The organism is Lysinibacillus sp. A1, from assembly GCF_000801965.1.
Classification (GTDB): domain Bacteria; phylum Bacillota; class Bacilli; order Bacillales_A; family Planococcaceae; genus Lysinibacillus; species Lysinibacillus fusiformis.
This window is the reverse complement of record NZ_JSZM01000003.1, coordinates 14268-41181: the sequence shown is the minus strand read 5'-3', so window position 1 is coordinate 41181 and position 26914 is coordinate 14268. Positions and strand designations below refer to the sequence as shown.

The window sequence follows — 26914 nt, the reverse complement described above, 5'->3', positions numbered from 1 at the left end:
CTAAACTTTCATATTTGGATCTAAGCGATCTCGCAACCAATCTCCCAATAAATTAAAGCCTAACACAGTTAACATAATGGCCACCCCAGGGAAAACAGATATCCACCAAGCTGAGGTCATATAATTTCGACTATCCGCTAACATTCCTCCCCACGAAGGTACTGTAGGCTCCACACCTAACCCTAAAAATGTTAAAGATGCCTCCAATAAAATAAACTCTGCAATACACATCGTTGCTAACACTAAAATGGAGGAGGCAACATTAGGAAGTATATGCTTCATGATTATTTTGAAATGTGTTCCACCAATTGCCTTTGCTGCTTGGATATACTCTTGTTCCTTTAAAGCCAAAATCTCTCCTCGAATTAATCTCGCAAAACTAACCCAATATGTAAGTCCTAGGATAATAATAATTTTTTCAATACCTGTTCCAAAAACACTCATAATGACGATGGCTAGTAAAATAAACGGTAACCCCATTTGAACTTCGGCTAGCCGCATAATTAAATCATCCATCCATTTCCCAAAGTAACCTGAAATTATTCCTAGAAATGTACCAAGCACTAAAGAAATGATTACGCCACAAATCCCAACTAATAGAGATATACGAGCTCCGTAAATAATTCTACTTAGCAAATCACGCCCAACCTGATCTCCTCCGAGTAAGTATTGGGATTTACCAGTATCATCTAGCCATTTGGGTAGGTCAAGCCGATGTCCTAAGCTAGCCGCCCCCGGATCATAGGGAGCAATATATGGTGCAAATATAGCACATAGTATCGTAGTGACAACCAATAATAAGCCAATTATGCCCGTTGGATTATTCTTCACGAATTTAAGAACGGTTACTAGTTTATTGGCTTTTTTCATTTCGATTGCTTCTGTTTCCATTATTTGAGTCATTATTGCTCACCTCTTCCAGTTCTTATTTTTGGGTTAATTAATGAGTAGCATAAATCAACGATTAGATTGACTAAAATCATAATCAGTGCTAAAAGGATGATTCCTCCCTGGACCACTGGATAGTCTCGTTGATTAATAGAATCAACAATTAACCTTCCAATCCCGGGCCAAGAAAAGACTTGCTCAACAATAACCGCACCTCCTAATAGCCCCCCAAACTGTAAACCAACAAATGTTACAGTTGGCAATAAGGCGTTGCGGAAAGCATGTTTAATGATCACTAGCCATTCTCTTATTCCTTTCGCACGTGCAGTTGTGACGTATTGCATTTTAAGTACTTCCAGCATAGACGTACGAATTAATCGAACTAAAATACCAGATAGGATGAGCCCTAAGGCAACGGATGGCAAAACTAATGAGCTAAACCCATCAAATCCGGATACTGGCAGCCATTTTAGTTGAACAGCAAAAATTAATATTAGCATGAACGCCAACCAAAAATTAGGGAAGGAAATACCTAACAAAGAAAAAATACGACTAAACACATCAATGGATTTTCCTTTATAAATAGCGGATAGAATACCTAGCGGAACAGCTATTAACAAAGCCACTGCCATTCCACCTAAAGCAAGTGCAATTGTCGGCCACGCTCGTTCGAGTAACATCTCTAAAACAGGGCTATTGGAGCGATAGGACGTACCAAAATCAAGTGTCACTAAATCCTTCATAAATATGAAGTATTGCTCCCAAACAGGTTTATCTAAACCAAGTTTGGCTGTCAGTTCTTCTACTGCCTGCTGTGAAGGTTCACCAGCCCCAAACATGATACTTACGGGGTCACCTGTCAAACGAATGGAGAAAAATATAATTAATGAAACCGCAATGATCACCAGCACGGTATGCGACAAACGTCGTAGAATATAGGAAAGCATAATTCCATCCTCCTAATGTGAAATGAAAGAGATAGTATGCTAGCATACTATCTCATAATTTTTTACTTACTCGACAGTGACACCTGCAAAATTAAAGCGGCCATCATGTGGTGGTTGGAAGCCTTTTATTCGTTTATTCACTGCGTATATTTCAACTTCAGAATATAAGTTGACTTCAGTTGCATCTTCATATAATACTTCTGTAAGCTCTTTAAAGACCTTTTGTCTTTCGTCATTATCAATAGTGGCACGCTCTGCTGCTAATAATTGTTCTACTTTGTCATTTTTATAGGATGGGTTCCAGAATTCCCCCTCGTGATACATTAAATAGGCGGTATTATCAAAGTCTAGCGTCCAGCCGCCCCAACCATTTTTATACATATGGCCAGCTTTTCCTTGAGGAATTAGCTCTGATTGGAAGGTCGTATTTTCCACACTATTAATAGATACTTTAATTCCAACTTCCTCTAAGTAAAACGCTACTGCTTGTGCAATCTCTTTAAATGTTCCATCTGTACCTGGAATAAAGAAATCTAATGTAGTACCTTCAGGAACTTTCGCTTCAGCCAGTAATTCTTTTGCCTTTTCAGGATCATATGGATATGGCTCTAAATCGTTATTATAGCCAAATGATAAATCACTTTGGAATGAGCTTATCAGATTCCCATAGCCACCTAAAATTTCTTTTACAATCGTTTCTTTATCGATAGCATAGTTAATAGCTTGACGAACACGTACATCATCAACTGGCTTTTGCGCCGTATCAAAACGAATTGAATAAGCTGTAGGTGTAGACACTTCCATTAATTCAATAAAGTCAGTTCCTTCTGCTGTTGCAGCTTGGGAAACTTCCAAACGTGTCATAATATCAATATTGCCTGTTTGTAATTCTGCAAGTGCTGTTGCAGTTTCTGGAATTACTTTAAATGTAACTTTATCTAGTTTAATAGCATCTTTATTCCAATAACCTTCATTACGTTCAATTACCACTTGTTTATCTCGTTGATAATCTGTCATTTTAAACGGACCTGTACCAACAGGTTTCATATCAAAATTCTCTGCTCCCTGTTCTTGAATATATTTAGGTGGTACGATTACAGCACCATATCCTGATAGTTTTGTAAGTAATACTGGATCTATAGAATTTAAGTGCATCGTTACTTCATATTCACCCGTTACTTCCACACTTTCAATGGAAGTGTAATTTGAATATTGAGGACCTTTTTGACCTTCATCACCTAGCAGACGATCAAAAGTAAATTTGACGGCCTCCGCATTAAATGGTTCACCATTATGGAAGGTAACGCCTTGGCGTAATTGAAAGACAATTGTTTTGTCATCTTTATATTCCCAAGATTCCGCTAATCCAGGTTGAATTTCTAAATCTAAAGAACGACTAACTAACCCTTCAAATACTGATGTTGCTACTGTACTCCAAGACAGTAAAAACGTATCAATCGGGTCCCAGTTTTGAGGATCTCCTGCCACACGGACAACTAATTCATTACCCCTTGTGAGTGCAGCATTTTCTCCAGAAGATTTGCTACTATTTTTACTATCCTCTTTTGTTGATGTACCGCCACTACATGCTGACAAAATAATCATCATGCAAACTAGTAATAGCGCTAGCCATTTTTGCTTCTTCATTATGTTCATCCCCTTTTATATTTGTGCTATTTATACGCCATAAGGATATGGCATCGAATAACCTAGTTCAGCCGAAATTAACGCAGCAGTTTCCCACAGTCCCTCTAAAAACAAATTTATTTTTTCTTGTGGTAGTAGTGATTCTATACCAGCAATACTAATGGAGTACTCTACTTTTCGATCACTATTAAAAATTGGCACCGCTATTGATACAGTTCCTTCTTCTAGTTCCGACACGCTGTAGGCATAGCCATTTGTCTTACCAAATTCAATTAGTTCATGAATTTCATTATCCGTATGAGGGGTTCCGCTCGCATATTTTTTTCGAGGCTTATGAAGGACCTCGTTAATTTTCTCTTCACATTGAAAAGATAAAAGAATACGTGAGCAAGCGCCTGCGTATAGTGGTGCTCTTCTTCCGACTCTTGTATATAATAGAACCGGTTTTAGACTTTCTATTTTTTCTATATAAAGGCCGTCTGTTTCATCCAATACTACTAATTGAACAGCCAAATCAAATTTCTGTTGTAACATTTTCATATACGGAATGGCTAACGAACGAATCTCTATGGAATTAGCAGCTATTGCCCCTAATTCAATTAGTTTATTCCCCAGTAAATAATGATCACTTAAAACTACCTGTCCACCACTTTGAACATATGGCCGCTTTAATACGCCTAAATCCGTAAATGTTTTTAGAAATCTATGTAAGGTCGGTTTAGGAATGTCGGTTTCTATCGCTAGTTCGTCTAACCGCCAAGAAGGTTTTTCTTCCGTAAATAACGTTAAAATATTGATCCCTTTTTCCAATGTTTTGCTCATGTTAATCGCTCCATTTGTTCTTCATAAAGTAAACAAGAAACTTCATGTTGATCACTAATTTTTTTCAATTTCGGGGGTGTTACTTTACAAATCTCCATACAGTTTGGACACCGCGTATGGAAGGTGCATCCAGATGGAGGATTTGCTGGATTTGGCACATCTCCGCTAAGGACAATTCGATCTTTAACCTTTGAAGGATGAGACTTCGGTAATGCAGAAAGTAATGCTTTCGTGTAGGGATGCTTCGGATTATTAAACAATTCATGTTTGTCAGCTAATTCCACTATCTTCCCTAAGTACATCACCCCTATACGATCGCAAAAATGATGCACAACACTTAAATCATGGGATATAAAAATATAGGTAAGATTCATATCCCTTTTTAAATCTTTCATTATATTAAGCACTTGGGACTGAATGGAAACATCTAGCGCTGATACCGGTTCATCTGCAACAATCAATTTCGGATTTGATACTAGTGCCCTCGCAATTCCAATGCGCTGTCTTTGGCCGCCTGAAAATTCATGTGGAAATCGATCTAGCTGCTTTTCTGTAAGCCCCACTTGTTTGGCGACTTCATAAACACGTTGTTTCCTTTCTTCCTTTGTACCGATTCCAAAATTCACTAAAGGTTCTTCAATTATTTTGAAAACCTTCATACGAGGATTAAGGGAAGAAAAAGGGTCCTGAAAAATGATTTGCATATCACGACGTTTTTGGCGGACCTCTTTGGCACTAAGTGTGGCTATATTTTCTCCGTTCAGCAAAATTTCGCCCTCAGTAGGTGTTAGAAGTTGAATGAGTGTTTTGCCCATTGTAGATTTTCCACAACCAGATTCCCCTACTATTCCTAAAACTTCACCTTCGTTGACAAAAAATGAAACATCATCTACTGCTTTTAAATTTCCCGAACGTGACCCTTTCACTGGAAAATATTTTTTTAAGTGTTTAACCTCTAACAATGGACTGCTCATTTACAATTCCTCCTCCCACATCATCCTCTTCATATAACCAGCATCTAACCGTGCTACCAATGGACGTAGTAAATAACTCTGGTTTCTTTTTACATTTTTCAGTTGCAAATTCACATCGATCGAAAAATCTACAACCTGCTGGCATATCGGATGGTGATGGCACCACACCCTCAATAGACGGAAGATACTCTTGCTCTGTCTCAATATCCGGCAATGAGTTTAGTAACCCTTTCGTATAGGGATGGAGCGGATGATCAAATAATTCCAACACATTTGCTTCTTCAACTATTTCACCCGCATACATGACAATCACTTTTTCACAGATTTCAGCCACAACGCCAAGATCATGGGTAATTAAAATAATGGACATGTCCAGTTTTTCTTGTATGTCTTTCATTAGCTCTAGAATTTGCGCCTGAATAGTTACATCTAATGCAGTAGTAGGCTCGTCTGCGATTAATATTTCTGGTCCACAAGCTAATGCCATGGCAATCATCACCCGTTGTCTCATACCACCAGATAATTGGTGTGGATATTCATTAACCACTCTATCGGGACGAGGAATACCAACAAGGCGAAGCATATCAACCGCTCGCTCATGTGCCTCTTTTTTTGAAATTTTTTCATGGCTATGAATCATTTCAATGATCTGGGAGCCTACTTTATACACTGGATTAAGGGAGCTCATCGGTTCCTGAAATATCATTGAAATTTTTTTCCCACGAATCTTTCGCCATTCCTTCTTCAATTTTTTATGAATTTGTTTTTGATCTATGTAAATCTCTCCATTTTGCCATTCAACCCCAGAAGGCAATAAACCCATAAGAGATAAGGATGTCATACTCTTTCCACAACCAGACTCCCCTACAATCCCTAATGTTTTCCCTTTTTCAAGTTGAAATGACACCCCATTCACAATGGAAATATCCTTTTTACTTTGCTGAATACCTATTTTCAAATCCTTTACTTCTAAAATATTCAATCCCATTTTTCCCCCTCCGTTCCATAATATGAAACGCGATTCCATTTTTTAAAATCTTATCAGAGATTAATAGGTTATTTCAATAGTTTTCAGAAAAAAATAAAAATTCTATTTATTATAATTATTTCGGAAAAACAATTAATACTGTTTGTAAACCGCCAAGTATCTTCTTACCTTTTGAAAAATGCAAAAAAAGCATGGTCCCAAGTGCTCGGACCATGCTTAATATTTTTTCTTGTATAATTTCTTATTTCAAATGTGCAGTCGCCTGTTTCATGACGTATTTCCCTACTCCAATATAGATGGCTACAGCTGTTCCAATCAATACGAATGCCATTGCTGACCGCTCCTTTTCATATAAATGTAGTGTTTTTCTCTTGGCTTTCAGACCAATTCATTGAATTTGAAAATCATTCTCACTAATATATTATAAATTTCCTGTTAATTCGTCAAGACATACTTTCATCTTACCCTTTTTACATGGTAAGATGTAGAAAAGTCGGAAAAAGGATGCGGTAATGATGAGTAATTCGAAGTACTTTCAAACTATTTTAAACGGGACTATTCACGCTTTAAAATCAATTCTACCTATGGATATAGAAGTAAAGTCGCCTAGTATTATTTCTGAACCCTTTCAACAGCAGCAAATGGGTGTATTAATTGGTTTAATCGGAGATCTAAAGGGTCGCGTCATCATTGACTCCTCTCCTGAAGTGTTCAGTGGAATCGGTAGTACGATGTTCGGTATGCCGCTTGAAGGAGAAATGCTAGAATCCTTTACAGGGGAATTTGGTAACATGATTGCAGGAAATTTATGTACAGCTGTTGGGCAAGAAAGCTTAGAAATTGACATCACTCCGCCAACTGTGATGGTGGGCAATACAAAATTATATGGCTTTGAGAAGGCATTTGCTCTCCCAGTTTCTGTCCCAAGCGTCGGTGACCTAACAGTTCTATTAACAATTGAGGAAGAAGCGGAGTAGAAAGCTAAGTTTAAAGTCTATGCCAAATAAGACATTATATGCAAGAGCATACTGCATATATCTTTTAAATTTGCCATTTGCCTAGATACTTTGATCAGACTTCCTTAACATCTAGTGTTTTTATTAAAAAAAAGCTAAATATAACAATGAAACAAGCTATCTCGATGACTTTTGAGATAGCTTGTTTTTTTCTCCTTTAAATTCTTCACACTTTCTTCACATAATTTGTTTAGAAGTGTGATTTTTTTCACATCAAATTGCATTGAATTTATATATGATGACTGTAAGAAACACCAACTATAAAAAGCGTAGGAGGAGCAAAAAATGGCAAATAAAAAGAAGTCAGATGAGAATTTAAAAGGTTCACTCTATGCAGTTTTTGGAGTAGGCATCATCATTATTTTACTTTGGGTGTACTGCTTTGATTTGTTCATTGGACGGTTTTAATCTACGAAGAAGGGAAAGAAACATATGCACATACATAAGTATGAAAAGTATTGGCTTGTGTTCGGGGTTGCTACTTTAGTCGCATTCCTAATCATTCTCGGTATCGGAGCATTTCATCAAGGCTCTCACCCGAACAATGGTAAAAAAACACTAGATTACGAGAAAGTGAAAGAGACAGCACCTTTTGATAATCCAGGGGTCCATAAGGTAGAGGGCAAAGATTGGGATTATGAGGTAGTCGTAATAGCTTCTGCATTCAATTATAATCCTCCACAAATTGAGGTACCACTTGGTGCGAAAGTAAAATTTATTGCAACAAGCGAGGATGTCATGCACGGTTTTGAAGTTGCAGGGACGAATATCAACATGATGCTTGAGCCTGGCTATATTTCAGAATATGTAACAGTAGTCAACAAAGTAGGCGAGTTTTTAATCGTATGTAATGAATATTGTGGTACAGGACATACGATGATGCACTCTATGCTAAAGGTGGTGGATTCAAATGAGTCACACTAATTCAATGACAAAAGTAGATCGTCGTGATGCAAAGCTAGCAATGGCGCATATATATGTGGCATTTATCGCATTGCTATTAGGTGGTCTTGCAGGCTTATTACAAGTATTTGTACGTTCTGGTCAATTTACTTTACCAGCGGGCATTGGCTATTACCAAGTGTTAACCGTACACGGAGTATTACTCGGTCTTATTTTAACTACATTCTTTATTTACGGTTTCCAAATTGCCAGTGTCAGTCGTACTTCTGGTACATTTACTAATAGTCAACGCAGACTTGGTTGGATTGGCTTTTGGTTAATGACAATCGGTACAGCCGCTGCGGCAACAATGGTTTTATTGAATAAAGCAACTGTTCTTTATACGTTTTATGCACCGCTAAAGGCGCACTGGATTTTCTATTTAGGCCTTACACTAGTCGTAGTTGGTTCTTGGGTTGGTGGCGCAGGTCAAATTTTACGCTATGCTCAATGGCGCAAAGAAAATAAAGGTAGCGGTCAGCCTAGCCCATTATTATCATTTATGGTAGTTGTAAATAATTTAATGTGGTTCGTTGCAACACTTGGTGTGGCAGCTTCAGTATTAATCCAACTGTTACCATGGTCATTAGGTTTAATTGAACGTGTCGATGTTGCCTTATCTCGTACCCTTTTCTGGTATTTCGGTCATGCACTTGTTTACTTCTGGCTATTACCTGCTTATATGGTTTGGTACGTGATTATTCCAAAGGTCATTGGCGGAAAAATTTTCTCCGATTCTTTAGCAAGACTTTCGTTTATGCTGTTCTTACTCTTCTCTATTCCTGTTGGGATTCACCATCAGTTAACAGAGCCTGGTATTGATGGTACATGGAAGTTCATTCAAGTTGTCTTAACATTTGCTGTAATCGTTCCATCTTTAATGACAGCCTTCTCGATGTTTGCCATGTTCGAATTACGTGGTCGAGAATTAGGTGGAAAAGGACTGTTCGGATGGTTCAAAAAATTACCTTGGAAAGATTCTCGTTTCTTCGTTCCATTTATCGGTATGGTGGCATTCATTCCTGGTGGTGCTGGCGGTATTGTCAATGCCTCCTATCAAATGAACCAATTAATCCATAACACTATTTGGGTGACTGGGCATTTCCATTTAACAATTGCAACCGCTGTTGTTCTAACATACTTTGGTGCGGCCTTCTGGTTAATTCCACATTTAACAGGACGTACTTTAACAAAGGCTTTAAACAATCTTAGTAATTTCGCTGGTATCTTATGGGCAGTCGGTATGACAATTATGTCTTCTGCTATGCATATTGCTGGTCTTATCGGTGCACCTCGTCGTTCAGATTACTCAGAATATGGTGGTGCTTCACAGGCATACGATTGGATTCCTTATCAAATTGCACAGGCTGTGGGCGGAACGATTCTCTTTATCGCCATCCTAATCATTATTTATATCGTTGTGAAATTAGCTTGGTTTGCGCCTAAGGGGGAAGAGGAGTTCCCTATTGGGGATGTACATGAGCTTAGTGGTCCAACACCGGCTATTTTAGAAAACTTTAAAGTGTGGCTTGTCATTTTAGTAGCCTTAATTTTATTCGCTTACACCGTGCCAATCTTTGATATTATTTCGAATTCACCAGCTGGCTCCAAAGGCTATCAATTGTGGTAAGCATTTAGAAACAAGCGATTTCTCATTATAGAGAAATCGCTTGTTTTTTTATAGCTGATATAGCTTTGTATATTTATCTTGTAAATAGTCTGCTAAGTATTTAGCATTTAAGCCTTCCCCTGTCGCCTCCTGTAGCAATTCGAATGGCTTTTTCAATGCTCCATATTGATGAACTTTCTCTGTTAACCACTCACGAATTGGCAGCAGCTCACCCTTTTCTAATAGCTCATCAAAATGAGGAATATCCTTATCCATCGCATGCTTCCATTGCGCTGCATAAATCATTCCTAACGCATAAGATGGGAAGTAACCAAACATACCACCTGACCAATGCATATCTTGTAGCACACCTTGAGCATCAGACTCAGGACGAATCCCTAAATATTCCTCATATTTATCATTCCATACTTGTGGGAGATCCTTCGCTTGTAATTCTCCATTGAACAAGTCACGTTCAATCTCATAGCGAATCATGATATGTAGTGGATACGTTAACTCGTCCGCTTCAATGCGAATGAAAGATGGTTCTACCATATTGATGGCACGTAAAAAATCGGCTAATGCCACATCACCAAATTGAACTGGTGAGAAGTGTTGAAGACGCTCATAGTTATGCTCCCAGAACTTTTCATTTCTGCCAACAAAGTTTTCATAAAATAATGATTGGGATTCATGAATCCCCATTGATGTACCCGTGGCTAATGGCAAACCTGCAAGTTTTTCATCAATGTTTTGCTCATACATGGCGTGACCGCACTCATGAATGGTACCAAAAATGGCCGAACGGAAATCACTTTCATCATACTTAGTAGTAATACGGGCATCTCCGTAATTTAAACCAATCATAAATGGATGCACACTTTCATCTAAACGGCCAGCATCAAAGTCGTAACCAAGTTGAGCTAGCATCTCTAGTGATAGTTCACGCTGAGCTTCACGTGGAAAATGCTTAAATAACATGCTTGTGTCTGGTTTATTCGATGAATCAGCAATTTTTTGTACAAGCTTCACAATGGATTCTCGTAAATCACCAAATACTTGGTCTAATACATCTGTCGTCATGTCCGGTTCATATAAATCGAGCAATGTATTATAGGGAGATCCATTTTTAATGCCCCAATATTGAATGAATTTTTTTTGCCATTGAATGATTTCCTCTAAAAATGGTAGGAATAGTTCAAAATTATTGCTTTCCTTTGCTTCTTCCCATGCCGTTTCCGCCTTCGATTGTAGAATAACAAATTCTTTATACTCTTCAGCAGGAATTTTTTTATTTTGATCGTAATTCTTTCTTACTTCTTCCACTAAACGAAGTGTCACATAATCAAGGTCTGATTTTTGTGCCTCTAAGGCTAATAGTAGCTCACCTAATTCTTCACTCGTTTGCATATCAAATAAGGAGGCTGATAATGTACCTATTACCTCTGAACGTTGTGCTAACCCTTTTTTAGGTGCTCCCGTTCTCATATCCCAATAAATTACATTGAGTGCTTCCTCATAATGCTGCATCTTCTTAACATAGTCAGTAAATTGTTGAACAGTCATGCTTTCATCCTCCTTGTGCTATAAGTTTATCATATTTTCGAAAATTTTGTATATTGTGGGCCGTTTAGTAGTTTTACTCAGATTTTTCATTTTTCACTTTATCTATTATTTTTAAATACTGAGTATCTCCGAGCCCATATTGAGGAAAGAGGCGAAATAATTGTGTTAACAATTCCTGTGGTGACTGATCAACATGTTTCTTAATATAAGTAGAAATATCATTTTCTTCTTTTAAATAGTCAAAATATAATTGAATGCCCTGATACATTACTGGTAAAAGCGTTGCCTCTGGGATACGATGGCGGATCAAAACGTCCTGATAAATCTTTAAATAAACTCCAAGCACGATCTCAATTTCATCCACATCATAGGTCGCTTCCTGTACCATATGGAAATAAACTTTGCCTTCGTATTTTTGCTGCTCCAGAAAAGCAAGTACAGTTAGTAAGTTCATTTGACAAAACATATCATCCCCAAACCATAAAACGATACATTGATAGTTTTTGGTCCACAATGACCTCAAAGGATTCACTGTTATACGCTCATAGTCCTGGACCGTTACTTGGTGTCCAGCAGCACGAATTTTGTTAAATTCTTCACTAAAAATAGGGCTTGCTGTTTGATTGGTACACATGGCTTCATTAAAGGGTACATAATCACTATTCCCCATTAATTGCTGTTTCGAAAACTCCTCGTACATCATTTGACCATTTAAAACATTCAATATCGCTTGATCATATTGCGCATGTATTTTCTCTTGCAATGCTTCAATTTTTAGTTTTGAAGAAATATCCATAGTAAACCATCCTCTTTCATCCTTTAAATTCTTTTTTACAAATGTTTGCAAAGGTTGTGGGGACTTTCGGAATTCATGAGGGCTTATACCAAAGACCTTTTTAAAGGCTCTAGAAAAGGATTCCTGTGTTGAAAAGCCATAATGCAAGGCAATATCGATCATTTTTTCTTCCGACTTTTTTAATGCTTCAGAGGCTAAATATACCTTGCGTAATGAAACATATTTTTTAATGGTGATCCCCGTTATTTGATGGAATTTAAACGAACAATAATACGGGGAATAGCCCATATCCTTCCCTAAATGTTCTAATGAAAAGCCTTCTAAGAGATGATCTTCAATCCAATCTATCATCTCCTGTATGATGTTATTCATCCTCATCCCTCCCCCTTTGATTATAGTAGAGGTGATATGGTTTGTTATGATATAGGTTGTGATATTATTGCACTAATGTTGGAATAATATGTTCCTTGATAAATGACCATCTATCTGGAGCATTGACCATAAAGAGTGAAGATATAGCAACTACTGTGTTCAGTGAAGGAATACAACAGATTATATTGCCGCCATCGCCAACTGCAGCATAAGAAAAGAAATCTTCCCCCACTTCGTTGATACACCACAAATTTTTGAAAATTCACCAATTGTTATCACACCATTCCTTCTCCCTTTTATCTATGTCTTATATCCGTTATACACTTTCCCCTTAGGGCAAAGTCAACTTCCTTTAACCTTTTTGCATAAAAAGCACTTTTTACAAAATAAAAAAGCTGTAGCAAACGATGCGCTTGCTACAGCTCGTCCTCTCTTAATCAGAGAGAGGTATATATTTAGGAGAATTTTCACTAGCTGTCGAGTAATGTTCGGTTTCCAATCAAACATTTTTAGGAGCTGCCATTCATTTTCAATCAAAAGAAAGATGGGGATTCTTTCTATTCATCGAAAGTAGAGTCTGTTTACTCTATGTTTTGGCAAATGGCAATTACTTGTTTAACAGCCTCCGCAGAATGCTGAAGCGCTGCTTGTTCTTCATTTGTTAGGTGCAATTCGATTACAGATTCGATACCATTGCCGCCTAAAATTGTTGGTACCCCTAGAAACAGGTTTTGGTACCCATATTCACCTTCTAATAGGGCAATAGAAGGGACAATTTTCCGTTGATCTTTCATAATGATTTCGACCATTTGTGCGCATGCAGCAGCTGGTGCATAATACGCACTACCATTTCCTAATAAACCGACAATTTCACCGCCACCCTTACGTGTACGTTCGACGATTTGCTGGAGTCTATCCTGGGGGATTAGTTTTTCTAGTGGAATACCTCCTGCATAGGAATAACGGATTAATGGTACCATTTCATCACCATGTCCACCTAGCACAAAGCCAGAGACATCTTCAGGTGCAATTTGTAGCTCCTGTGCAACAAACGTGTTGAAGCGAGCTGTATCTAACACACCAGACTGACCAATAATACGATTTTTAGCAAAGCCTGTTTCCTTGTGACATACATACGTCATGGCATCAACCGGATTACTTAACACGAGGACAATACTATTTGGAGCATAGTGTTTTATTTGTCTTGAAACCTGTTGAATAATTTTCGCATTCGTGGTCACTAAATCATCACGGCTCATGCCTGGCTTACGAGGGATTCCTGCTGTAATGACTACGATATCTGCACCAGCAATATCCTCATAATTACTCGTCCCTTTTATAGATACATTAAACTTTTCTATTGGACCTGTCTGTAATAAATCCAATGCCTTCCCTTTAGTTGGGTTCTCAGCTTCGGGTATATCAACAAGCACGACATCGCCTAGTTCCTTTTGTGCTAAAAATAAACTCAATGTAGATCCGGTATGACCGGCACCAATCACAGCGATTTTATTTTTACGAAATGCCATTATGCCTCACCTCGATTATCTGTCGCTGGTGTTGCTTCGGTTGTTTTTTTAGCACGTGTAGATGTAGGAGCCGGCTTTTTCTTCGGTGCTTCTGGTCCATTAATCATTTGGAATACCTCGTCATCTGGTCTTGGAATTACGTGAGCGCCTAATAATTCTCCAACACGCATAGCAGCCGCTTTTCCAGCTTCTACTGCTGCTTGTACAGAACCTACGTCACCTTTCACGACCACTGTCACAATGCCACCATCTACGAATTCCTGCTTGACGATTGTCACGTCAGAAGATTTAATCATCGCATCTGCCGCTTCATAAGAACCTACCAATCCTTTTGTTTCAATCATGCCAATTGCGCTACTCATTGTCCTCACCTCTCATCACTTCAGTAGAATCAATAATACCTATAACAACTGCATCAATTGGTAACGGATTTTCTTTCATAATATAGCGTGATGAACCGCCACTTGTTATTAGGACATCATCACCAATCCCTGCACCGATACGATCAGCAGCTACAATTTCAGTGCGAATCGGCTGTTGATTAGAGTCAATTGGTTGAATGATTAATAGTTTTAAACCATTCAACCCTTCCTCCTTACGTGTTGCCCATACACTGCCTATCACTCTTCCCATTTGCATGAACTTCACCCTCTTTATGCTACACAGATTAATTTGCTACTCAGAACGGATCGTTAACGTTTTATTTAACTCTCGCAGCTTATCATAAGCTAACGCCGTTACAATGGTTTTCTTTGGCACGACAATTTCTTGCGCATCTATTTCTAACACTTCCAGTTGTGAAAGTAGCTTTTTGTCATAATGATATATAGCTGGTTTTTCTACCTTTGCTACGACTGGAGACTGCTCTTTCACTGGAATCGGTTGCTCATTCACTTGATGCTGAACGATTTCTGCTACTGTTCCTTGCTGAATTAAACCTGCATTGGCTTCATCTGTATCAATATGCATCTCTAATCGATAACGCTCTGATACACGGATAACCACATTCGATAAAATAATTGGGCGAATACCTTCTACCTTGATTTGTACAGACTGTCCATCCATTACATTGAATTTCGCACTGTCTTCAGGGGACATATGAATGTGGGCTTGTGCAATAATGAGTCCTTCATTTAGCACGACACTTCCCTTTGGACCAATCAATGTAACAGGGCTAGAGCCTTGTATATCACCTGAAATTCTTAATGGTGGTTTTATCCCTAGTTTCATGGCATCTGTCCAGCTGACTTCCACTTGTGACAATGAACGAGCTGGACCCAGTATACGCACACGCTCAATTGATCCTTTTGGACCAGCAATGACTACGGTTTCCTCCGCAGCAAATTGCCCAGGTTGGGAAAGCTCAAACTTTGGTGTAAGCTGATAATTCTCACCAAATAGCTGTTCCACTTCTGCTTGTGCAAGGTGGACATGGCGGGCGGATACACCAATTGGAATTTTACCGTCATGTGGAGGGGAAGATTGATTTTTTAAAATTTGCTGCAGAACTTCTTCTACAATTTTTTGCACTAAATTTTCTTGCATCTTGCCTCCTCCTTACGATGTTACTTTTATTAAAGTTCCTTGTGCTTGTTGTTCAATAAAACCAGCGTTTGCTTCATCCGTATCAATGTGCATTTCCAAACTAAAATCATTGGAAACGCGTACAACTACACCACGGAATGTAACTGGGCGGTCACTGATTACTTCTACAGAAACCAATTCATTATTTTGAACTTCCAATACTTTCGCGTCTTCCTCAGTCATATGAATATGTGCCTGTGCAATAATGACTCCTTGCTCAATAGTCAATTCATGATGTTGGCTACTAATTTTGATGCCTGCTGAATGGTCAATATCTCCTGACTGTCTCAGCGGAGGGGTTACCCCTAGTTTCATCGCATCTGTTCGGCTGACTTCCACTTGCGTAGCTGCTCTTACTGGACCAAGTACTCGAACATTATGGATAACGCCTTTCGGCCCCTCAATGGAGACACGCTCCTTTGCTGCAAATTGTCCAGGCTGTGATAAGTCAAAATCCTTTGTTAGCGTTGCTTGTGGACCAAAAAGTGCTTGTAAATCCGCTTCACTTAGATGGATATGGCGAGCCGAAATGGCCACTGGAAATGTTTTTGTTGCTGTTGTCACGTTAGCCACCTCTATATTAAATGGATTGTTGTTCCTTGATGACAAGAGGAGAGCTGTCCTTGAGTTGGATCAGCTCTCATTGCTGATATATTAAGCTTCTGCTTTTGGTAAAATCATTTCTAATTCATGGTGTGGACGTGGGATTACATGAACTGATAAAAGTTCCCCTACACGTTGTGCTGCTGCTGCACCTGCATCTGTTGCTGCTTTTACAGCACCTACATCTCCACGAACAAGAACAGTTACGATACCGCCACCAACATGTACTTTACCTACTAAATTAACGCTTGCCGCTTTTACCATTGCGTCTCCTGCTTCGATTGCTCCTACTAAACCTTTTGTTTCTACCATTCCTAATGCTGTACTCATTTGTCATTCCTCCAAATTATTTATTTTGTAATGTGATTTGTTTTAATACTTGATCAACGATTTGTTGAACCATTGTTGTGTCTAAAGAAGGCTCCTGTGAGACAACCGACTCAACTACGGACTGTACTTCAAACTCTGGTTTTGGCACTTCTACATCCTTAATGCCATAAGCCATACGTTTAATGTTTAAAAGATGTCTTGCTGTAATGTTATCTGACGTAATATTGCCGCCAAATGTACCACAGCCTAATGTAAAGGATGGTGCTAATCCAGTTGTGCCACCTACTGCACCTATAGATGATAGTGTATTCACTACAATACGAGATACTGGTAATTCAACGGAGAATTGCTCTGCTAAAGCTGCATTTTCAGTATGAATCGAGCATGTATGTCCGCGTCCACCAATATTTAAAAGGTCAATCATCACTTGCTTAGCTTCTGTACTGTTTTCTACCGTATAGAGGGCAAAGATAGGTGATAATTTTTCCAGAGAAAACGGGATATTTTTACCAATCATCGTTTCTAAGCCAACAAGTACTTTAGTATCCTCTGGTACAGTGATGCCTACAGAATCCGCTAAGCAGCTTGCTGATTTGCCAACGATTTGTGGATTCACCTTTCCAGGGACTGGTGAGATTAATTTCTCCATTTTAGCTTTTTCTTCAGCATTTAATAGATAGGCACCGTTTTTCTTTAATTCTGTTTGTACCTGCTCTGCAATTGTTTTATCTACAATAATAGCTTGCTCTGTAGCGCAAATTGTGCCATTATCAAACGATTTACTGTGCACCAATTGTCGTACAGACTTTTGGATATTTGCTGATTTTTCAATGTAGGCTGGGACATTCCCGGGTCCTACCCCATAAGCAGGTTTTCCTGAGCTATACGCCGCCTTCACTAATGCGCCGCCACCTGTTGCTAAAATCAAATGAATATCAGGATGCTTCATTAGCTGCTGTGTTGCCTCCATAGAAGACATTGTTAAACATTGTAGTAAACCTTCTGGTGCACCTGCTTGTTCAGCAGCTACTCGGCAAACGTCTAGCGCCTCTTTTGTACATTTCACAGCATATGGGTGAGGACTTAGTACTAAGGCATTTCTCGTTTTTAAAGAAATTAATGTTTTAAAAATAGCTGTAGATGTTGGATTCGTCGTTGGCACAATTCCTGCAATAACCCCAAAAGGACTTGCAATCTCTGCCACTTTTTTCATACGATCATAGCCTACTATACCAACCGTTTTTAATTCTTTAATATCTTCATAGACATCTCGTGAAGCAACTTCGTTTTTCATTTTTTTATGATTAGGGATACCCATCCCTGTTTCTTGCACAGCCATTTTGGCTAAGCGATCCGCTTCCTTAAAGGCAGCATCCGCAACAGCTTTCACAATGCTGTCTACTTGTTGCTGTGAAAATTGCATATAGGCAGCTTGTGCTGTATTAGCATGTTTAACAGCATCTCTCATTTCTTGAATAGCTAATAAGTCTTTGTCTAATGTGGCCATAAAGCCGCCTCCTTTCTAAATCACTGGGTTTCTTGCTAAATTTTCGATGGCTTCTCTAAAAGCTTGTGCCGCAGCCTCACAGGAAGATTGGCTGCCACTTAATAAACCGCCACCAAAATTGGTTTCCGAGGGAGGGCCAAAGAAAACCTTTAGCTCTACATCTGCCGCCTTCAATGCTGCATCTAAACCAACAACTGCCTCCAATGGCGGTGCGATTAAATACGCAAGAGGTGTGCCAACCTTTACATCTGCTAGCTCAGCAAGATACGTCCCACAGCTTGCCACCGTATGGGCAAACAAAGCATGGTTGTCATTGTTATTAATAGCTTCAAAGTACGTGTCAAACTCTATTTTTTGTTGAATGGCATCTAGACCACTACGGATTTCATCAGGTGAGCTCCCAGCAATAATGCCAATAACCTCCCCCGACAAGGGACCAGATGAATGTGCTGCTCCCGCATAGAAACTTTTCGCATAGACAACATCAATATCTGCCTTCTTCGTTGCTTCATCTAATGCTACATATCCTACATCATCAATTGTGAGCGTCACGAGCCCAATACTATGATGGTGCGGCTTCAAATCTAGCTGCTCTGCTAATTCACTGTTAACTCTTGGAATAGTTTGCATCGCCAAAATTTGGGCCATTATTTTTTGAGGATTCATATTTCAGCCTCCTAACCTTCTTTTGCGACAAGCTCTACCCCACTTGCCTCGTAATGCAAGATTTTTTGTACGATTGTTCCAAGGTACGCACCCGCCTCTAATGGTGGGATGCCTCCTTTATGGATATTAGATATGACCATCCGCTCTGCTTCTACTGTGCCGATTCTAGGTTTATAACATAAATAAGCACTCATCGATTCAGCTGATACTAGTCCGGGACGCTCACCAATTAAATAAACAATAACCTCCGCCTGTAACAACTCACCGATTTCATCCATGAGCGCCACTCGGCCTTTATCGATATAGAAGGTTGTTCCAATATCAATATTTAAATTGCTAAGACTTTGCTGAAGCGCTAAATAAACATCTTGTACATTTTCCTCAATCGCACTCGCACTTAAGCCATTCGAAATAATAATCTGTACTTTCGGCTGTTGCTTGCACTTTTGTTGAATTAATGACTTGGCTTCATCTGATAAACGACGACCTAAGTCAGGTCTTGTAATGTATTCCTCTTTATCTGTTACTTTCGTTGTCACTTGAAAGACATCAAGTTTTTGTAAAAGATCTTCTGTCACTTCACCATATACAGCATCCACTGCAGCGGCATGATCGAGACGGAACTTTAACCACGTTTTTGTTTTTGGTCTTGTGCCCGCTCTACCTACTCCAATCCGAGCTGGTGTATGTTTTTTAGCCGCCTGTATACTGTCCGTTAATGTGTCTGCCTCAAACTGAAAAGGTTTAATGGGTACAGCTACATTTAACGGTTGTTCAAAAGTTGCAGGAGCTATATGTGCCTGCTGAGGAGTTCCTTGCTGATACAGCTGAATTAATGGTTCACTTGTTGTAGACATAGGTTCTGCTAATTCTGTAGCACCTTTAGTTGCTGCTGTATCATAGAACTTTATAAGCGGCTCCTCTGTTCGTGTTGTGGTTACCTCTGGAGCTTGTCCTTCAGTAGTTTTCTCCATCTTTTCCATGACAAGTTGTGTAATCATAGAGACTAATTGATCATTCACTCGACTCACCTACCTTTCAAAAATGGATAAATCGCCAGCCCTAGCTGAAAGTCGACCATTTTCATAAATGCCCATTTTCTCTAGCCATGCTAAATATTCTGGTGCTGGTTTTTTTCCAAATGTTTGTAGTAATGTAGCTACATCATGGAAGCTCATTGATTGATAGTTGAGCATGACATCATCACCCATTGGCGCCGCAATAATAAAGTTAACGCCAGCCGCTGTCAGTAACACACTTAAATCTTCCACATCATTTTGATCTGCCTTAATATGGTTTGTATAGCAAATATCTACCCCCATAGGGATACCATGCATTTTGCCCATGAAGTGATCCTCAAGACCCGCTCGTATTACTTGTTTATTGTTGTATAAATACTCAGGGCCGATAAAACCAACTACCGTATTAACGATATAAGGATTGAAATGTCGAGCAAATCCATAATTGCGAGATTCAAGTGTTACTTGGTCGATGCCCATATGAGCTTCTGCTGATAGTTCCGAGCCTTGCCCTGTTTCAAAGTAGAATAGGTTCGGACCAGTACCCGTTCCCTGCTTTTTAATGAGTTCCTCTGCTTCTCGTATTAAATCTGCTGAAATCCCGAATGAACGGTTGGCAATTTCAGTGCCAGCAATACTTTGGAAAATCATATCAGCTGGTGCACCCTGTTTAATGGCCTTCATCTGTGTCGTAATATGGGCTAATACACAATTTTGCGTAGGAATTGACCATTCATTGATAAATTCTTTTGTAGCAGTTAATACCTTTTTGACACTTTCAACTGAATCATCCACAGGATTAATACCAATGACAGCGTCACCAATACCATAGGACAGACCTTCCTTTAGGGAAGCAATAATACCGTCGATATTGTCGGTTGGATGGTTTGGCTGTAAACGTGATGACAGCGTACCTTTTTGACCGATAGTAATATTACATGTCGATAAAATCTCTACTTTATTGGCTGCATGAACAAGATCTAGATTTGACATTAGCTTCGTGACAGCTGCAATAATTTCAGAGTTCATCCCTTTGCTTAAACGCTTTAACTCACGATCACCCGTATCATTCGATAAGATGTATTCGCGTAGCTGCTCAATGCTCCAGTTTTTGATTTCTCCATATATTTGCTCATTAATATCGCCCTCAATAATGCGTGAAACTTCATCATTTTCTTGCGGCACTAATGGATTTTCACGGATATCTTTCACTAGAAGCTCACTTAGTACTGCCTTCGCAGCTATACGTTGCTGAACGGTTTCAGCTGCAATTCCCGCTAGCTGATCACCTGATTTTTCTTCATTGGCCTTGGCCATGACATCTTTTAATGATTTAAAATTATATTTCTCTCCACCAAATATCACCGATAAATTCACATTCATCCTCCTTACTTTGAGTGGAAGGCAAGGGTCTTCACAACAACTGGAACAACGCCTGATGGCAGAACCTCTCCAATGTCGATGTAATCACCCGTCTCCACTTTGATTTGATCGATGCAAATAATTGGGACTGTCGGATTGATTGCTTGTATGGTTTGTCCAATAATCTTTGCATAATCTGATTGAATGACTATGATAATTGGTATGTCCTTGGAGCATCTTGTTGCCAAATGTTGCAATATGGCCTCACACAATGCATGTACATCCTGAAAGCTTAAATACGGCAATTCACTAAAATAGAGTGCAAATGGTGCACGATTATCCTGTATTGCAAATAAATCATCTGCTCGCTCCACCGCTGTTTTCACCGTGCTGTTATAGTCTATTGCTGTTTCATCCAGATGGCAGTTAAACACAGGAACATTTTTGAGTGGTAACACCTCGGCATCCGCCTGGATGGTTGCCCCACTAATTTCCGTAGTTTGTGTACCTGCACCAGTGACGGTCGCACGAGCGGTTTCTTTAGGTTGGAGCCATAAAAACGATTGCAGCTGCTCATGCTGAACGAGCATTTTCGCTAATCGTTCACCAATATCATCATATTGACGCTGTGTACATTCATTTTCATAAATACAAGAGGCTACTCCTCCAGAAAAGACGATGGCATCTACTGGTTTATGCCAGTTTGGCAAATGCCCAAGTAATAATGGATGCTTGTCATCCGTACACTGTCCCTTCAAAATTAAAGCAAGTGTACCGACCATTTCCTCTATACATTGCGTCACTCGAGCATCTTCTGCCCCATCACCGACGGATAACGGATTAGACCACTTTTCCATCAGTTCCATGAGTGGCGGAGAAATTGATTGAATCCTACCATTGTTAAATTCAATCAATCTACCACCAACATGTAAGGTACATGTCCCGATGACTTCTCCAAATTGCATAACTGCTATATTGGCAGTTCCACCACCAATATCAATATTGGCGATCACTTTAGAAGAGTTTTTGGATTGCTGTAAAGTACCTGACCCTTTGGCCGCAATAATGCCTTCTAAATCAGGACCAGCAGTAGCAACTAAAAAATGACCTGCGCCATCTGCAATGGTATGGACAACCTCTCTTGCATTTTCCTTCGTGGCAGATTCTCCAGTTATAATAATGGCGCCCGTCGAAATATCAGTTGGTGCAATTTGAGCCAATTGATACTGCTGAAAAATGAATTCTTCAATTTTTTTCATATCAATGATGTCTTTATTGATAAATGGTGTCTTAATGATGGGACTTTGATGTAACACCGTCTTCTCAATAATTTCAATCCTTGGCACATGGGTTACGCCAGCCACATTCTTTAACAAAAAACGACTAACTACCATTTTGGTCGTGCTTGTCCCAATATCAATGCCAGCACTATAAATTGTTTCAGTTTTCACCCTACACCACCCTCTCGCTACCGTGAGCAATACATGAGATATGGACTATCGCAATCCTTCACGAATTGTTGAATTTCTTCGTGTGTATGAAGCTGAATAAGTGGCGCAATCCATTCAACCCCAAGCTTTTTCCACGAAGAAGTTTTCACGATAGGGCCCTGTGTCATCACATTTTTTAATAAACCTGTCGCTCTTTCAACATCTGCATCAGGTGCATCTATTTTTGTAATGACACCGATTTGTATCTTCGGAATCCCTAAGCTAAATTGCGGAGGAAACACACTTCTTGAAGATGTCGCATCCTGCAAATAAATAACATGAGTTACTTCCAACGAAGTGGCCATAATGTTTCTGTAATACATGGGATTTTCAATATATTCACCGGGTGTATCGACAATCCAGTCTTCATAAACGAGTGCTTGTGTTTTATTGGCACTGCTTTCTTTGCCCAACAAAGTATTCATCAATGTTGACTTTCCTGCTTGCACACCGCCTATTATCATTACTCGATTTTTCATACGACACATCCTATGATTTTGTTATTCTTGATGGTGTATAGCCTAATACCTCGGATAAAAAACGATTAATTTCTAACATCGCCATTTCCACCTCTGATACACTACCTACAATAACGAGACTGCCTGTAAAACGGTCTAAAAATCCTAATCTAACATTGGCAGCTTTCGTCGCTAAATCCCCTGCGATGATAACCGTTTCACTTGGAGTACACGTCATAATACCTAGCGCACCCGATTCTTGAATACCCAGCTTTTGAAACATCTCGGGGTCAGGGTTCGCAATAAGGTGACTCAATGTTAGCTGTTTACCCGGCACAAACTCCTGAATAAATCGTTTCTTTTCTTCACTCACACATCATCACCTCACTTTTAATGGATTAAGATTTTTGATCTAAATATTCGCCTTCTTTTATAATGCCTGCTTTACGATCTTCCATTTCTAACCTTAAGGCAGTCGGTACAGAAAGCTTATACGCTAAAATAATTGCAATCACACCCGCTAAAAACTTACCAGCAATAACAGGTAAAATAATCGTCGGCTGGAAATTAGCTGTAAATGATAAGTGATCGCCTAATAAAAATGCTGAACATACACCAAATGCAATATTAATCACTTTATCTTTTGGTGGCATATGACGAACAAGCGTAAACATCGCCAAGATATTAGCAATGGTTGCTAAAATCCCTGCACTCCCTACAGATGAAAGGCCCAATTTCTTACCAGCCGCTTCAAGTGGTTTCGATGCATATTTTCGAATTAAATAAACCATTGGGAATGCACCGGCTAGCATAATACCTATATAACCAGCTGTTTCTAATGCTCGGAATTGATCGATCTCATCAGCCATAATTGGATCGAAGCCCCATGCACCAAATATTTTTGTAAAAATACCTGTAAAAATTTCAACAATCGAGAACACTAATACCAATTTGATTCCTGCATCCATCACACGGCCGAATAACATGAAGCCTGCAATCATACCGTTTGGAATAAGCTTTAGACCTAACGCGATTAACACAACAAAGATGAACAAAGGCAGTAAATTAATTAAAATTTGTAAAACAGAAATGGCAAATACATATGTAGGCGCCTCTGTTGTACTAATAACTTCACGCACTTCTGTGTTAAATAGCACGATCATAATCGATGAAATAAATGCACCAATCGGAATTGTTAATACGCCGGCCATAATACCAAGCGCCATATATTTATGATCACGCTTATCTAACATCGCAAGACCCATTGGAATCGAGAAGACAATAGTAGCACCTGACATAAATCCAACGACTAGAGCCATTACCCATCCCTCATATGACTCTTTTAAAGCATTGGCTAATTGGTAACCACCCATGTCCGAAGCTAAAATAGTCGTCGCTGCAATCGCAGGATCTGCACCAATTAACTCAAAAATCGGACTAATAAAATGACTAATAAACCATGTTAAGTAAGGTATAGCTGCCATGATCCCTGCTGCTGGGACGAAAATATGACCAACTGTATGGATACCATTCATAAACTCTTTACCAATTCCATACTCAGCATCTCGGATTGCTCCGATTGCCCCTAAAACAGCACAAATCATAATAATATAAACGATAATCGTTCCTATCATTGCCATCTTACTCATCACCCCTTTATGATTAATAAATTTATATAAAAAAAGGCACTTTAAAGAAGAAATCTCTTTAAAGCGCCTTTGCTTCAACTATTAACTTGTAAGTTTAAAATAATTTGCTCCGCAATATGCACCATTTCTTGCTGTGTTTGCATACTTTCATTGCGAATTTTGCGGTAAGCCTCGTCCTCGCTTATATTTTCTGCCTGCATAAGCAAGCCCTTTGCTCGTTCAATGACTTTTCGCTTATCTAATTGTGTTTGCTTATGTAAAATCTCCCCATTGAGACGATTGAACTTATCAATTTGATGAAAAGCAACCTCTAACACAGGCAACACATTTTTTTCAGAAAACGGTTTCATAACATATCCTAATATATTATCCTGCTTCATGTATAGTAATAATTCTTTTTCACTATATGCCGAGATGAAGAGAACAGGTATGCCAAGCTGTTGTTCAATAATTTTACTTGCCTTTAAACCATCTAGTTTAGGCATTTTTATATCCATTAAGATTAATTGTGGTTTATGCAAAAAGGCTAGCTCAATAGCGGTTTCACCATTATTAGCTTGTGCCACTACTTCGTAACCATTATCCTCTAGCATAAACTTCAAATCAATGGCAATCAATGATTCATCTTCGACAATCATAACTTTCCTAGTCATTTACGATAAATACCTCCTCACTTACAGGGAACTGAATTTGAGTATGTGTACCTTCTTCACTAGGGATAATTGAAAATGAGCCAGCTAAATCATATTCCACAAGCCTTGTGATAATTTCCATGCCAAATGATGCCTTCACCTCATGCATTCCAACGCCGTTGTCAGAAATATGAAGTGAAATAGTTGAAGCCTCCTGCATGAAATGAATATCAATGGCTCCTTCATCACGACCTACAAAAGCATACTTTAATGCATTTTGTAGTAGCTCACAAATAATGAGTGCAAGGGATACTGCCTTTTTGGAATGGCAAAATACTTGCAAATGCTCGTGATGAAATGCTAGTTGAATAGTTGCTGTATTGGACGTGCCAATCATTTTATGTCCAATTTTTCTAGCCAATGCAATAACGTCTACTTTTTCTTCAGCGTTATCCTCATTTTCTAAAATAAGCTCATATACAGATGAGATGCTATATATTCGATTTAATGCCTCCTGAAAAGCACTTGCATTGACAGCCGACAATTCATTGCGCATTTGCAAGCGTAATAGGCTTGTCACTGTCTGAAGATTATTTTTCACACGATGGTGAATTTCTCGTATGGCAAATGTTTTCATCATAAGTTCATTTTCTTTCAGCTTTAGCTCTGTTAGATCATGAATAATGAGGAGTGTAACCTTGTCATTTTGACTGCGAATTGGAATTTTCTTGACGATAAAGGATTTACGTTCGATCGTAATTTCTAGGAAAAAGACATCGTCGCCTTTATCATAGACCTCCTGTAAAAACGGTAAGATTTTATCCAACGCAACATTGTCAAAGTTTTCTAATCCCGAAAGTTCTGAAATAAAATGATAGCCAGCTGGGTTACTGTAGATGACTTTGTTTTCGTGATTGGTAAGAATAATTGACTCTACAAGTAAATCAGAAACAACTGGTATCGGTTGAGAATTAGGTTCTACAATATGTTCAATTAATGCAAAAGGCATATTTTGAAAATCATCTTTTGGTGTCGTTTGCATCTTCACCGTCTTTTCCTGAATCAATACAGCAATTACTTGCTGTTGTTCATTAAAGATCGGAATCACATTTTGCTCGACCGTAATGCCTTCTTGTGTAACGGCTCTGGAAATCGATGATTTTTCTTGTTGCTTAAACGCAGTAAATACGGCTGGTTCAAAACTTTCAAAAACGAATTTTCCAATAACCGATTTTTCGTATAAACCTTTTTCCTTGTTAGGGAATGCTTCTGCCACGACAATTGCATGTGATAAATTATCCATCATACAATCTATGAACATATAACAATCAGTGAGCTCTGCATAATATTTAAGCGTAGCTTCTATTTCTATTAACTTGTCAATATCCGTTGCCGAAAGATTAGTATAGTTTCTACACAATGATTGAATGTTCGACAGGTTAAAGCCCCCCATCACTGAATAATCAACAATCAGTTTGATTATTCTTAAAAATTCTTGTCATTATTATAAACCTTTTG

28 protein-coding genes are annotated in these 26914 nt (G+C 38.9%); 4 read left to right on the top strand and 24 right to left on the bottom strand.

Annotated features, from left to right (window positions below; translation table 11 throughout):
- The 6 genes from PI85_RS01890 to PI85_RS01865 all read right to left on the bottom strand — a co-directional run bounded on the left by PI85_RS01890 (nucleotide 1) and on the right by PI85_RS01865 (nucleotide 6266).
- Entirely contained in the window at nucleotides 1–903 is a 903-nt protein-coding gene (locus PI85_RS01890; protein WP_052059823.1) for an ABC transporter permease, read from the bottom strand.
- Nucleotides 903–1835 carry a nickel ABC transporter permease gene (nikB, locus tag PI85_RS01885; RefSeq protein ID WP_036124886.1) on the bottom strand — a complete coding sequence of 311 codons (933 nt, stop codon included), beginning with the start codon at nucleotides 1833–1835 and terminating at the stop codon, nucleotides 903–905. Before nikB ends, PI85_RS01890 begins: the two co-directional genes overlap by 1 nt.
- Before the next feature lie 66 nt (nucleotides 1836–1901).
- Entirely contained in the window at nucleotides 1902–3482 is a 1581-nt protein-coding gene (locus PI85_RS01880; protein WP_036124884.1) for an ABC transporter substrate-binding protein, read from the bottom strand.
- A 30-nt stretch (nucleotides 3483–3512) separates the two neighbouring features.
- Nucleotides 3513–4304 carry an IclR family transcriptional regulator gene (locus tag PI85_RS01875; protein ID WP_036124882.1) on the bottom strand — a complete coding sequence of 264 codons (792 nt, stop codon included), beginning with the start codon at nucleotides 4302–4304 and terminating at the stop codon, nucleotides 3513–3515.
- Nucleotides 4301–5278, bottom strand: a complete 978-nt coding sequence (locus tag PI85_RS01870) for an ABC transporter ATP-binding protein (protein WP_036124880.1) — start codon at nucleotides 5276–5278, stop codon at nucleotides 4301–4303. Before PI85_RS01870 ends, PI85_RS01875 begins: the two co-directional genes overlap by 4 nt.
- Nucleotides 5253–6266: an ABC transporter ATP-binding protein gene (locus PI85_RS01865; RefSeq protein ID WP_191967758.1), complete on the bottom strand. Its 1014-nt coding sequence runs from the start codon at nucleotides 6264–6266 to the stop codon at nucleotides 5253–5255. The genes PI85_RS01870 and PI85_RS01865 overlap by 26 nt, the downstream gene beginning before the upstream one ends.
- Nucleotides 6267–6781: 515 nt before the next feature.
- Between PI85_RS01865 and PI85_RS01860 the strand changes: the two genes are divergently transcribed.
- From PI85_RS01860 to PI85_RS01850, 4 genes are all read left to right on the top strand, one after another.
- On the top strand, nucleotides 6782–7243 hold the full coding sequence (locus PI85_RS01860; RefSeq protein ID WP_036124878.1) for a chemotaxis protein CheX: 462 nt from the start codon (nucleotides 6782–6784) through the stop codon (nucleotides 7241–7243).
- 324 nt (nucleotides 7244–7567) lie between these two features.
- A complete protein-coding gene (locus PI85_RS24995; RefSeq protein ID WP_009370491.1) occupies nucleotides 7568–7690 on the top strand; it encodes a hypothetical protein in 123 nt (40 codons plus the stop codon).
- A gap of 24 nt (nucleotides 7691–7714) precedes the next feature.
- Entirely contained in the window at nucleotides 7715–8206 is a 492-nt protein-coding gene (locus tag PI85_RS01855) for a cytochrome b5 (RefSeq protein ID WP_008176413.1), read from the top strand.
- Complete coding sequence (locus PI85_RS01850; RefSeq protein WP_036124876.1) at nucleotides 8193–9854, top strand: b(o/a)3-type cytochrome-c oxidase subunit 1; 1662 nt, start codon at nucleotides 8193–8195, stop codon at nucleotides 9852–9854. The genes PI85_RS01855 and PI85_RS01850 overlap by 14 nt, the downstream gene beginning before the upstream one ends.
- A gap of 48 nt (nucleotides 9855–9902) precedes the next feature.
- On the opposite strand, the gene PI85_RS01845 is transcribed toward PI85_RS01850, so the two are convergent.
- The 18 genes from PI85_RS01845 to PI85_RS01760 all read right to left on the bottom strand — a co-directional run bounded on the left by PI85_RS01845 (nucleotide 9903) and on the right by PI85_RS01760 (nucleotide 26849).
- Nucleotides 9903–11399 carry a carboxypeptidase M32 gene (locus tag PI85_RS01845; protein ID WP_036124874.1) on the bottom strand — a complete coding sequence of 499 codons (1497 nt, stop codon included), beginning with the start codon at nucleotides 11397–11399 and terminating at the stop codon, nucleotides 9903–9905.
- A gap of 73 nt (nucleotides 11400–11472) precedes the next feature.
- Nucleotides 11473–12567: an AraC family transcriptional regulator gene (locus tag PI85_RS01840; protein ID WP_036124872.1), complete on the bottom strand. Its 1095-nt coding sequence runs from the start codon at nucleotides 12565–12567 to the stop codon at nucleotides 11473–11475.
- A 581-nt stretch (nucleotides 12568–13148) separates the two neighbouring features.
- Nucleotides 13149–14096 (bottom strand): malate dehydrogenase, encoded by a 948-nt coding sequence (mdh, locus tag PI85_RS01835; protein ID WP_036124870.1) that lies wholly within the window; start codon nucleotides 14094–14096, stop codon nucleotides 13149–13151.
- The gene (locus PI85_RS01830; protein WP_036124869.1) at nucleotides 14096–14458 is read right to left on the bottom strand and encodes a BMC domain-containing protein; all 363 of its coding nucleotides are present in this window, start codon (nucleotides 14456–14458) and stop codon (nucleotides 14096–14098) included. The genes mdh and PI85_RS01830 overlap by 1 nt, the downstream gene beginning before the upstream one ends.
- The gene (locus PI85_RS01825; RefSeq protein ID WP_008176433.1) at nucleotides 14451–14735 is read right to left on the bottom strand and encodes a EutN/CcmL family microcompartment protein; all 285 of its coding nucleotides are present in this window, start codon (nucleotides 14733–14735) and stop codon (nucleotides 14451–14453) included. Before PI85_RS01825 ends, PI85_RS01830 begins: the two co-directional genes overlap by 8 nt.
- Before the next feature lie 36 nt (nucleotides 14736–14771).
- Nucleotides 14772–15641, bottom strand: a complete 870-nt coding sequence (locus PI85_RS01820; RefSeq protein WP_036124867.1) for a phosphate propanoyltransferase — start codon at nucleotides 15639–15641, stop codon at nucleotides 14772–14774.
- A gap of 12 nt (nucleotides 15642–15653) precedes the next feature.
- The gene (locus PI85_RS01815; protein ID WP_036124865.1) at nucleotides 15654–16244 is read right to left on the bottom strand and encodes a phosphate propanoyltransferase; all 591 of its coding nucleotides are present in this window, start codon (nucleotides 16242–16244) and stop codon (nucleotides 15654–15656) included.
- Nucleotides 16245–16334: 90 nt separating this feature from the next.
- Entirely contained in the window at nucleotides 16335–16613 is a 279-nt protein-coding gene (locus tag PI85_RS01810) for a BMC domain-containing protein (RefSeq protein WP_008176438.1), read from the bottom strand.
- Between the two features lie 16 nt (nucleotides 16614–16629).
- Entirely contained in the window at nucleotides 16630–18120 is a 1491-nt protein-coding gene (locus tag PI85_RS01805) for an aldehyde dehydrogenase family protein (RefSeq protein ID WP_052323426.1), read from the bottom strand.
- Between the two features lie 15 nt (nucleotides 18121–18135).
- Nucleotides 18136–18786: an ethanolamine utilization microcompartment protein EutL gene (gene eutL / locus PI85_RS01800; protein ID WP_036124863.1), complete on the bottom strand. Its 651-nt coding sequence runs from the start codon at nucleotides 18784–18786 to the stop codon at nucleotides 18136–18138.
- 11 nt (nucleotides 18787–18797) lie between these two features.
- Complete coding sequence (eutC, locus tag PI85_RS01795) at nucleotides 18798–19808, bottom strand: ethanolamine ammonia-lyase subunit EutC (protein ID WP_036124861.1); 1011 nt, start codon at nucleotides 19806–19808, stop codon at nucleotides 18798–18800.
- A 9-nt stretch (nucleotides 19809–19817) separates the two neighbouring features.
- Nucleotides 19818–21188 (bottom strand): ethanolamine ammonia-lyase subunit EutB, encoded by a 1371-nt coding sequence (locus PI85_RS01790; protein WP_042737470.1) that lies wholly within the window; start codon nucleotides 21186–21188, stop codon nucleotides 19818–19820.
- Nucleotides 21189–21193: 5 nt separating this feature from the next.
- Entirely contained in the window at nucleotides 21194–22618 is a 1425-nt protein-coding gene (locus tag PI85_RS01785; protein WP_036124857.1) for an ethanolamine ammonia-lyase reactivating factor EutA, read from the bottom strand.
- A gap of 17 nt (nucleotides 22619–22635) precedes the next feature.
- Nucleotides 22636–23136 (bottom strand): EutP/PduV family microcompartment system protein, encoded by a 501-nt coding sequence (locus tag PI85_RS01780; RefSeq protein WP_036124855.1) that lies wholly within the window; start codon nucleotides 23134–23136, stop codon nucleotides 22636–22638.
- Between the two features lie 10 nt (nucleotides 23137–23146).
- Entirely contained in the window at nucleotides 23147–23488 is a 342-nt protein-coding gene (gene eutS / locus PI85_RS01775) for an ethanolamine utilization microcompartment protein EutS (RefSeq protein WP_008176451.1), read from the bottom strand.
- Nucleotides 23489–23513: 25 nt separating this feature from the next.
- Nucleotides 23514–24755, bottom strand: a complete 1242-nt coding sequence (gene eutH, locus PI85_RS01770) for an ethanolamine utilization protein EutH (protein ID WP_008176453.1) — start codon at nucleotides 24753–24755, stop codon at nucleotides 23514–23516.
- Between the two features lie 83 nt (nucleotides 24756–24838).
- A complete protein-coding gene (locus tag PI85_RS01765) occupies nucleotides 24839–25417 on the bottom strand; it encodes an ANTAR domain-containing response regulator (protein ID WP_025115126.1) in 579 nt (192 codons plus the stop codon).
- On the bottom strand, nucleotides 25410–26849 hold the full coding sequence (locus tag PI85_RS01760) for a sensor histidine kinase (RefSeq protein WP_036124852.1): 1440 nt from the start codon (nucleotides 26847–26849) through the stop codon (nucleotides 25410–25412). The genes PI85_RS01765 and PI85_RS01760 overlap by 8 nt, the downstream gene beginning before the upstream one ends.
- Nucleotides 26850–26914 lie beyond the last annotated feature (65 nt).